The following is an 8,629-nucleotide window of genomic DNA, read 5'->3' on the forward strand; positions in this document are numbered from 1 at the left end:
GACGCGGGCGAGGTCGCGGCCAGCGGCAAGGCCGCCGGCGCGGTGAATGTCTCGCGCGGCATGCTGGAGTTCCGCGCCGACCAGGACTCGCCTTATCACGACAAGAATTTTTCCAAGGACAAGACCGTGATCCTCTATTGCGGCTCCGGAGGTCGTGCGGCGCTCGCCGGCAAGACGCTGAGGGATCTCGGCTACGACAAGGTCTACAATGTCGGCGGCTTCAAGGACTGGGTCGAGGCCGGCGGCGCAGTGGAGAAGCCGTAAGATGGGTAGGGTGGGCAACGGCGCTTTTGCGCCGTGCCCACCGCCTCTCCGCGAGCATCTTCTGGATGGTGGGCGCTTCGCTTTGCCCACTCAAGTCAGCGCGCCTTGATCTGGTCCCACAGCCATTTCGCGACCGCATCGGGCGAGGAGTCGGCATTGCTGCCGCTGGCGCGCAAATTGGCTTCGCGCATGGTCGTGATGTCGATCTTGCCGAGCAGCGGCTTGAGCGCGCCCTGCAGCGCCTCGTCGTGCAGGCGCCGCGGCGCCAGCAGTAGCACCGCGTCATAGGGTGGGATCGCCTGCTTCGGATCATCGAGCGCGACGAGATCGTATTTCGCGATCAGCCCGTCGCTGGTGTAGCCGGTGATGACGTCGACCTCGCCTGCGGCGACCGCCGCATACATGAAATCCGGCTGCATGGTCCGCTGGGTTTTGAACGACAGGCCGTAGACCTTTTGCAGCGCAGCCCATTCCGGGCGCGAGAAGAACTCGTAGTCGCTCGCGATCGAAAGCTCTGAGGCATGCGGGGCAAGATCGGCGATGCTGTGAATGCCGAGTTCGTCGGCCTGCTTGCGCCGCATCACCAGCGCATAGGCGTTCTCGAAGCCGAGTTCGCCGAGCAGCGTGATGTTCTGCTTCGCCAGCATCTCCTTCAATGCCGCGATCATCTCGCCACGCGGCTTGATCTCGGTCTGGTGAAACTGGTTCAACCACAGCGTGCCGCTGTAGTCGACGTAGATGTCGATATTGCCAGTGGCGAGCGCGTCGAACACCACGTTGGAGCCGAGGCCTTCGCGCTGGGCCGACGACAGTCCGGCCGCGCGCAGCCGCTCGCGGATCAGGCTCGACAGCACATATTGCTCGGCAAAGGTCTTTGCGCCGACGACATAGGTCGATGACGTCAGCGTCAGCGTCGGCACCAGTGTCGCTGCGACCAGCGCCACGATGCCGGCGCTGCCGAGCGCGGTGCGCAGGCGGCTGTGGCCCTGCAAGCCGGTCTCGATCAGGGCGAGCAATTGATCGACCGCGATCGCCAGCACCGCGGCCGCTGCGCAGCCGAACAGCACAAAGACCCAGTTCTGGGTCTGCAGCCCGGCAAAGATGTAGTTGCCGAGGCTGGTCTGGCCGATCGGCGTCGACAGTGTCGCGGTGCCGATCACCCAGACCGCGGCGGTGCGGATGCCGGCCATGATCACCGGCAGCGCCAGGGGCAGCTCGACTGACAAGAGCGACTGCCGCTCCGTCATGCCGACGCCCTTGGCGGCCTCCAGCACGCCCGCGTCGATGCCGTTCAGTCCGGTGATGGTGTTGCGCAGCACCGGCAGCGTGGAATAGAGCGCCAGCGCCAGCACGGCCGGCAAAAAGCCGAACGCGGAAAAGGAGAAGCCGAACGAGGCCAGCGTGAACGAGGCGAGCACCAGCAGCAGCGGATAGAACAGCGCGAGCAGAGCAAGCCCCGGCACCGTCTGCACGATGCTGGCGATCGCAAGCAGGATGCCGCGCAAGACCGGCCGGTCGCGGGCGAGAATCGCAAGCGGCAGTGATACGATGAGCCCAAGCATCAGCGCGGTGAGGCTGACGCGCACATGACTGCCGAGATAGTCGGGCAGATACGAAAACGCCTGTGCGATGCGCGGATCGGAGAAAAGGCTCATGCGCCGCCCCGTGGCAGAAGGGCGCTCAGCCGCTCGGCTTGGCGGCGTGGCGTCGAGAGCAGTTCGGCGACGTAAGCGTCGGCGCTGCTGCCGAGCTCGGCCGCGCGCGCCAGCGCCAGCAGCTTTCCCGTCCGCATCACCGCGATGCGGTCGGCAAGCAGGATCGCCTCCGTCATGTCATGTGTGATCATCACGGTGGTCAGGCCGAGCTTGCGATGCAGGGCGAGATAGTCGTCGCCGAGCGCGTCGCGGGTCAAGGGATCGAGCGCGCCGAACGGCTCGTCCATCAGCACGATTCGCGGCCGCGCCGCCAGCGCCCGAGCCACGCTGACGCGCTGCCGTTCGCCGCCGGAGAGCTCTTGCGGCAGGCGGTCGCGATAGACGCGATCGAGCCGGACCAGGTCGAGCAGCTCGTCGACCCGCGCGCTGATGTCGGCCGCCGGCCAGCCCAGCAGCTTTGGCGTGACGCCGATATTGTCGGCGACGCTGATATGCGGAAACAACCCACCACTCTGGAACACATAGCCGATGCCGCGGCGCAACGTGACCGGATCGGCCGCGCGCACGTCCTGCCCCGCGATCGTGATGGTGCCGCTGTCAGCATCGATCAGGCGGTTGGCGAGCCGCAGCAGCGTGGTCTTGCCGGAGCCGGAGCCGCCGACGATGGCGAGAAATTCACCCTCGGCAACGTCGAGCGACACGTCGTTCACCGCCCGCACGGAGGCGGCGCCGCGCCGTCCGGCAAAACTCTTGCCCACATGGGCATAGGCGATCAGCGGAGCGGATGGCATGCTGGTTCTCTCTCGCGCGATCGCCGCGTTGAACTTGTTCGCCCAAGGCGCTAAGGCATCTTCGCTAAGCAGATTGGAGGAAATGCGTGGAGAAGGCAACGCCGACGGCGGTCGCGCTGCAGGATGCGACGGTGGCTTTCCGCGTTGCCGATGGCCGCGTCTACACCGCGGTGGAGCAGGCCGATCTCGCCGTGGCGGACGGCGAGTTCGTCGCCATTGTCGGCCCTACCGGCTGTGGAAAATCGACGCTTTTGAACGTCGCCGCCGGGCTCCTGCAGCCGGCCGCGGGGCGGGTGCGGATTTTTGACAAGCCGCTTGTCGGCCTCAACCGCGACGCCGGCTACCTGTTCCAGGCCGATGCGCTGTTTCCCTGGAAAACCGCGCTCGACAATGTCGCGATCGGGCTCGAAATCGCCGGCACCTCGCGCGGCGAGGCGCTGGCGCGCGCAAAGCAGTGGCTCGGCTCGGTCGGGCTTGGCGCGTTCGCAAGCCGCTATCCGCACATGCTCTCGGGCGGGCAGCGCAAGCGCGTCGGCCTCGCGCAGGTGTTGATCCGCAACCCAAAAATCCTGTTGATGGACGAGCCGTTCGGGCCGCTCGACGCGCAGACCCGCCAGATCATGGGCAACCTCCTGCTCGAGCTCTGGAGCGCGGACAAGAAGGCGGTGCTGTTCGTCACCCATGATCTGGAGGAGGCGATCGCGCTCGCCGACCGTGTCGTCATCATGTCGGCGGGGCCAAGCGCACGGATCATCGGCGACTGGCGCGTGCCGCTCGCGCGCCCGCGCGACATCTTTGAGGCGCGGCTGGACAAGGATTTTCACGCGCTGCACCGGGAGATCTGGAGCGTGTTGAAAGAGCAGGTGATGAAGGGTTATGCGCAGTCCTCGCAAGGCGCGGAGGCCTCGTGATGTCCCGCTTGAGGCTCCTTTCGCTGCAGCTTTTGGTCGCCATTGTCGCACTGGTGCTGTGGCAGTTCTTCGCCACGGTTTCGGTGTTCGGAAAAGTATGGCTGCCGCCATTCTTCTTCTCCAACCCGGTCGATGTTGGCACCCAGGTGGTCGCCTGGTTTGCGAGCGGCGTGATCTGGAAGCATCTTCTGATCACGCTCTGGGAATCGATCCTGGCGTTCGTGATCGGGTCGGCCATGGGCGCCGCGGTCGGCTTCTGGTTCGCACGCCAGCCCAGGGTGGCGGCCGTGTTCGATCCCTATGTGAAGATGGTCAACGCGCTGCCGCGCGTGGTGCTGGCGCCGATCTTCACGCTCTGGCTCGGCCTCGGGATCTGGTCGAAGGTCGCGCTCGGCGTCACGCTCGTGTTCTTCATCGTGTTCTTCAACGTCTATCAGGGCGTCAAGGAGGTGAGCACGACGGTGCGCGACAATGCGCGGATGCTCGGCATGAGCGAGCGGCAATTGACGCGGCATGTCTACTTTCCCTCCGCGCTGTCCTGGATGTTCTCCTCGCTGCACACCTCAGTCGGCTTTGCCGTGGTGGGCGCGGTGGTCGGCGAATATCTCGGCTCGGCGGCGGGGCTCGGCTACCTGATCCAGCAGGCCGAGGGTGTGTTCGATGTCGCCGGCGTGTTCGCCGGCATGTTCGTGTTGTCGGCGTTCGTGATCCTGATCGATGTCGGCGTGACGCTGGTGGAGCGCAGGCTCTTGGTGTGGCGGCCGGTCGCGGGCGAGGGCAGGGGGTAGATGTCGCCTTGGCGCTGCTCTATGTTGCGGCCAAAGCGAATGGAGGAAGCAATGAAGAACACATTCGGCAAGCTCGCCGCGGCCCTGTTCGCGCTGGCGCTGGTCTCGCCGGCGGCGACGGCCGAGAGCAAGGTCACCATCGCGGTCGGCGGCGGCGCCTGCCTGTGCTACCTGCCGACCGTGCTCGCCAAACAGCTCGGCGAATTCGACAAGGCCGGCGTCAATGTCGACCTGGTCGACCTCAAGGGCGGCTCGGATGCGCTGAAGGCCGTGCTCGGCGGCAGCGCCGACGTGGTCTCCGGCTATTTCGACCATTGCGTCAATCTCGCTGCCAAGAAACAGCAGCTGGTGTCCTTCGTGGTCTATGACCGTTATCCCGGGCTGGTGCTGGTGGTGTCGCCGTCGCATACGGCCGAGATCAAGTCGGTGAAGGACCTCGCCGGCAAGAAGGTCGGCGTCTCGGCGCCGGGCTCCTCGACCGACTTCTTCCTGAAATATCTTTTGAAGAAGAACGGGCTCGATCCGGCAAGCGCCGCGGTGATCGGCGTCGGCCTCGGCGCGACCGCGGTTGCCGCGATGGAGCAGGGCCAGATCGATGCGGCCGTGATGCTCGATCCCTCCGTCACCGTGCTGCAGGGCAAGTTTCCCGATCTCAGGATTCTCGCCGACACCCGAACGCAGAAGGATACGCTCGCCACGTTCGGCGGCGAATATCCGGGCGGCGCGCTCTACTCCACCGCGGCCTGGGTCGCCGGCCATGAGAAGGAGACGCAGGCGCTGACCAACGCGATCGTCGCGACGCTCGCCTGGATCCACGGCCATTCGGCCGAAGACGTCATGGCAAAGATGCCGGAAGAGATGGTCGGCAAGGACAAGCAGCTCTATCTCGCCGCGCTGAAGAACACGATCCCGATGTATTCGGAGACCGGCAAGATGGACCCGAAGGGCGCCGATGCCGTGCTCGCGGTGTTCAGCGAGGGATCGCCCGATGTCGCCAAGGCCAACATCGACGTGTCAAAAACCTTCACCAACAAGTTCGTCGATCAGGTCAAGAAGACCACGGGGATGAATGCCAAGTAGATGTGGCTTCGGGTCATGACGCCCGCCTCCATTCATCGCGTCACGACGCTCGAGCTCAGATACGAGCCGCGGCCCTGGCCATTCGCGGAGGCGCGGCGCGCCGAGATATCGGCGCATTTCGCCGAGAAGCAGCGCGAAAAACCCGCGATCTGGAATGGCCGCGTGCTGCTGGCGCGCGATCCCGTGCTGGAGGAGGCGCAGCTGTCGGCCCGTTATTTCGACGCCGATTTTGCCAGCTTTTTGGCCTGGCGCGACTGGGGCTTTCCGGACAAGGAGGTGTTCAACGGCTTTGGCGTGGGCGCGCTGCGTTCGTCGGACGGCGCCTTCGTGCTCGGCGAGATGAACCAGCATACCGCGAATGCCGGGCGGATCTATTTTCCGGCCGGCACGCCGGAGCCCGGCGATGTCCGCGAGGGCGCGGTCGATCTCGCCGGCAGCATTTTGCGGGAAATGCAGGAGGAGACCGGGCTCACGGCGGATGACTACGCTATCGATCCCGGCTGGTATTGCGTGCGCGCGGGCGCTGCGATCGCGCTGCTCAGGCCGCTGGTTGCGGATTGTCCGGGCGAGGAGCTCAAGGCGCGCATCGAAGCCAATCTCGCGAGCCAGGCGCGCCCCGAACTCGCCGCCATCCATCTGGTGCGCGAGACGCGCGAACTCAGGGGTGAACTCGGCGCCGCCATGCCGCGTTACGTCACCGCGTTCATCGAGCACCAGCTCGGTGGTTGATTTCATCGTCATTGCGAGGGGCGAAGCGACGCAGCAATCCAGTCTTCCCGAGTGGCAGGTCTGGATTGCTTCGCTCGCTCGCAATGACTGACGAAGTGGAGGCAGACCTCGTTCCATGGCCAAGAAATCCCTCAGCACCGAGCTCGATGCATTCATCTCCCCGTTTCGCATCGACGGTTCGAGCAAATTCCATCTGCAGTCGCACAAGACCAACGCAAAGGGCGGTCTCGACAAGGAGGCGGGTGAAAAGATCCTCGATGCCAATCGCAAGCGGCTTGCCGAGTTCCAGGAGAAACTGTTCGCGCAGGACCGCTGGTCGGTTTTGGTGATCCTGCAGGGCCTGGATGCCGCGGGCAAGGACAGCGCGATCAAGGCGATTTTCGAGGGCATCAATCCGCAGGGCTGCGAGGTCACCTCGTTCAAGCAGCCGACCAACCACGAGCTCGAACATGATTTCATGTGGCGCTGCGTGGCATCATTGCCCAAGCGCGGCGACATCGGCATCTTCAATCGCTCCTATTATGAGGACTGCCTGGTGACGCGGGTGCATCCGGAATTGATCAGGCACGCGAAGATTCCGCCAAAACTCGTCACCAAGAACATGTGGCGCGAACGGTTCGAGGACATCATCGCTTTCGAGCGCTATTTGTCGCGCAATGGCACCATGATCCTGAAATTCTTTCTCAACATTTCCAAGGAGGAGCAGCGCAAGCGATTCCTCGATCGCCTGGAGGAGCCCGGAAAAATCTGGAAGTTCTCCATGAACGACGTCACGGAGCGGGCACGCTGGGGCCGCTATCAGGCCGTCTACCAGGACATCGTCCGGCACACCTCGACCAAGGTGGCGCCATGGCATGTGGTGCCGTCGGACCACAAATGGTTCGCGCGCGTGGTGATCGGCTCGGCCATCGTCGCCGCCCTCGATCGGCTCGATCTAAGATTCCCGCGTGCCGACAAGGCCTCGCTGGAGGAATTCGCAAAGGTGCGCAAGGCGCTGGAGCAGGAGGACGCGGGGACACGCAAGAAAAAGCAGCCGTGAGCCGGATCTCGCGCGGTCATCCCGTGATGCTCCGCCGCCGGATACGATCTCTTGCCCAACGGTTCCAAAGCATCGGTGCGCTGGTCGACATTTTGCCCTAAAATGCCGGCTCATCGGGCCGCGTTGCTTGAAGTCCTTTGTGGAGGTGTCATCGTGAAGAGATCGATCCGTTCGGGATGTGTTGCGTTCGCTTTCCTCCTCTCGATCGACATCGCCGCCGCGCAAACCCCCGGATGTTCCACCGTCAGTCAGACGCCGGCTGCGCAGACACTGCATTGTGAAGGCGGGATTACAATCGTAGTCGAAAACGGCGCCCGCTACAGCCTGAAGGATCGCAATCATGACGGCCGTATCGATTCGGCCGAATTGAGCAGCAAGGCCTTGCTTCTGGACGTCCCGAAACAGCCACGCGACAAGACCTTTGAGGTCAGGACGCCGCAGGCCATCGCGGCGGTGCGTGGCACCAAATGGGCTGTCGACGCGGCCGATGCCAAGACCTCGGTGTTCGTGGCGCGCGGGCGGGTTGCCGTGGGGCGAAGCGGAGGAGGTGGGCCGGGCGTCGTGCTGGGTCCCGGTGAAGGCGTGGACGTGGAGTCGGCGGGACCGCTGATCGTGAAGCGCTGGCCGCCGGCGCGCGTCGCCGCGCTGATGGCGCGGCTCGGACAATAGGACCAAAGCCACGGGAATGGGCAGGACGCTGCAGAACATCGTTGCCGTCGTGCTCGCCGGGCTTTGGGGGCTCGGCGTGTACGTGGCGCACTCGCGCGGCCAGCTGCATTCTCTCGATCGCGCCGAAGCCGCACTTGCGGGATATCGCTTGATCCTGCGCGGCGTCAGGACGCCGCCCGACCTGGTGACGATTGTCGAGATCGATGATGCCGCGGTCAGGCGGCTCGGCACCTACCCGCTGACGCGGCTCGATCTGGCCAGGATCGTCGATGCCGTCGCCCGGCTGAAGCCGAAGGTGATCGCGCTCGATTTTCTGCTTGTGGACAAGGGGCCTGCGGATGGGGATGACGCATTGGCGAGATCGCTCAACGCCGCCCCTGCCGTCATCGCCGCCGCCGCGGTGTTCTCGAGGTCCCTCCAGGCGGTTCGCGTTCAGGACGAGCAAGGTCCGCTGTCCGGACTGCCCAAGGCCGAACGATTTCTGCTGCCCTTGAAGGCGTTCGCCGATCAGGCCCAGGTCGGCATCGTCAACATCACGACAGACCAGACGGGCACGCCGGTCGCGATCCCGATGCTGTTCCGGAGCGATGACGGGCTTGCGATGTCATTTCCGCTGCGTGTCGCCGCGCTGGCGACCGGCGCCGAGCCGTTGATCGAGCCGGAGCGCCTGGTGCTTGGCGGGCTTTCGATTCCGACCGATGCC

Annotated in this window: 10 protein-coding genes; 8 read left to right on the top strand and 2 right to left on the bottom strand. The window is 64.8% G+C overall.

The window, feature by feature from the left end; genetic code table 11:
- On the top strand, positions 1 to 264 hold a 264-nt coding region (locus tag JOZ76_RS19540; RefSeq protein ID WP_291700955.1), incomplete at its 5' end, for a rhodanese-like domain-containing protein.
- Between the two features lie 95 nt (positions 265 to 359).
- On the opposite strand, the gene JOZ76_RS19545 is transcribed toward JOZ76_RS19540, so the two are convergent.
- Together JOZ76_RS19545 and JOZ76_RS19550 are read right to left on the bottom strand one after the other, a co-directional pair.
- Positions 360 to 1,919 (bottom strand): ABC transporter permease/substrate-binding protein, encoded by a 1,560-nt coding sequence (locus JOZ76_RS19545; protein ID WP_291700957.1) that lies wholly within the window; start codon positions 1,917 to 1,919, stop codon positions 360 to 362.
- Positions 1,916 to 2,710, bottom strand: coding sequence for an ATP-binding cassette domain-containing protein (locus JOZ76_RS19550; RefSeq protein WP_291700960.1), 795 nt, complete (start codon positions 2,708 to 2,710; stop codon positions 1,916 to 1,918). Before JOZ76_RS19550 ends, JOZ76_RS19545 begins: the two co-directional genes overlap by 4 nt.
- An 86-nt stretch (positions 2,711 to 2,796) precedes the next feature.
- Here JOZ76_RS19550 and JOZ76_RS19555 point away from each other — a divergent pair, with 86 nt between their 5' ends.
- The 7 genes from JOZ76_RS19555 to JOZ76_RS19585 form a co-directional block, all read left to right on the top strand.
- Positions 2,797 to 3,621 (top strand): ABC transporter ATP-binding protein, encoded by an 825-nt coding sequence (locus JOZ76_RS19555; protein WP_291700962.1) that lies wholly within the window; start codon positions 2,797 to 2,799, stop codon positions 3,619 to 3,621.
- Complete coding sequence (locus tag JOZ76_RS19560) at positions 3,621 to 4,409, top strand: ABC transporter permease (RefSeq protein ID WP_291700965.1); 789 nt, start codon at positions 3,621 to 3,623, stop codon at positions 4,407 to 4,409. Before JOZ76_RS19555 ends, JOZ76_RS19560 begins: the two co-directional genes overlap by 1 nt.
- Positions 4,410 to 4,460: 51 nt before the next feature.
- Entirely contained in the window at positions 4,461 to 5,489 is a 1,029-nt protein-coding gene (locus tag JOZ76_RS19565; RefSeq protein WP_291700967.1) for an ABC transporter substrate-binding protein, read from the top strand.
- Between the two features lie 15 nt (positions 5,490 to 5,504).
- Positions 5,505 to 6,218 (top strand): NUDIX hydrolase, encoded by a 714-nt coding sequence (locus JOZ76_RS19570; RefSeq protein WP_291700972.1) that lies wholly within the window; start codon positions 5,505 to 5,507, stop codon positions 6,216 to 6,218.
- A 115-nt stretch (positions 6,219 to 6,333) separates the two neighbouring features.
- Positions 6,334 to 7,257, top strand: coding sequence for a polyphosphate kinase 2 family protein (locus tag JOZ76_RS19575; RefSeq protein WP_291700969.1), 924 nt, complete (start codon positions 6,334 to 6,336; stop codon positions 7,255 to 7,257).
- A gap of 102 nt (positions 7,258 to 7,359) precedes the next feature.
- Entirely contained in the window at positions 7,360 to 7,926 is a 567-nt protein-coding gene (locus tag JOZ76_RS19580; RefSeq protein ID WP_441300060.1) for a FecR domain-containing protein, read from the top strand.
- A gap of 16 nt (positions 7,927 to 7,942) precedes the next feature.
- Positions 7,943 to 8,629, top strand: a 687-nt coding sequence (locus tag JOZ76_RS19585) for a CHASE2 domain-containing protein (protein WP_291700970.1), incomplete at its 3' end; no start/stop codon positions are given.

It is taken from the genome of Bradyrhizobium sp., assembly GCF_019244115.1.
In the GTDB taxonomy this organism is placed as follows: Bacteria; Pseudomonadota; Alphaproteobacteria; order Rhizobiales; family Xanthobacteraceae; genus Bradyrhizobium.

Coding starts and splice junctions, on each gene's coding strand:
- JOZ76_RS19545 (WP_291700957.1), bottom strand. CDS start 1,919: ATGAGCCTTTTCTCCGATCCGCGCATCGCACAGGCGTTTTCGTATCTG.
- JOZ76_RS19550 (WP_291700960.1), bottom strand. CDS start 2,710: ATGCCATCCGCTCCGCTGATCGCCTATGCCCATGTGGGCAAGAGTTTT.
- JOZ76_RS19560 (WP_291700965.1), top strand. CDS start 3,621: ATGTCCCGCTTGAGGCTCCTTTCGCTGCAGCTTTTGGTCGCCATTGTC.
- JOZ76_RS19565 (WP_291700967.1), top strand. CDS start 4,461: ATGAAGAACACATTCGGCAAGCTCGCCGCGGCCCTGTTCGCGCTGGCG.
- JOZ76_RS19570 (WP_291700972.1), top strand. CDS start 5,505: ATGACGCCCGCCTCCATTCATCGCGTCACGACGCTCGAGCTCAGATAC.
- JOZ76_RS19575 (WP_291700969.1), top strand. CDS start 6,334: ATGGCCAAGAAATCCCTCAGCACCGAGCTCGATGCATTCATCTCCCCG.
- JOZ76_RS19580 (WP_441300060.1), top strand. CDS start 7,360: ATGCCGGCTCATCGGGCCGCGTTGCTTGAAGTCCTTTGTGGAGGTGTC.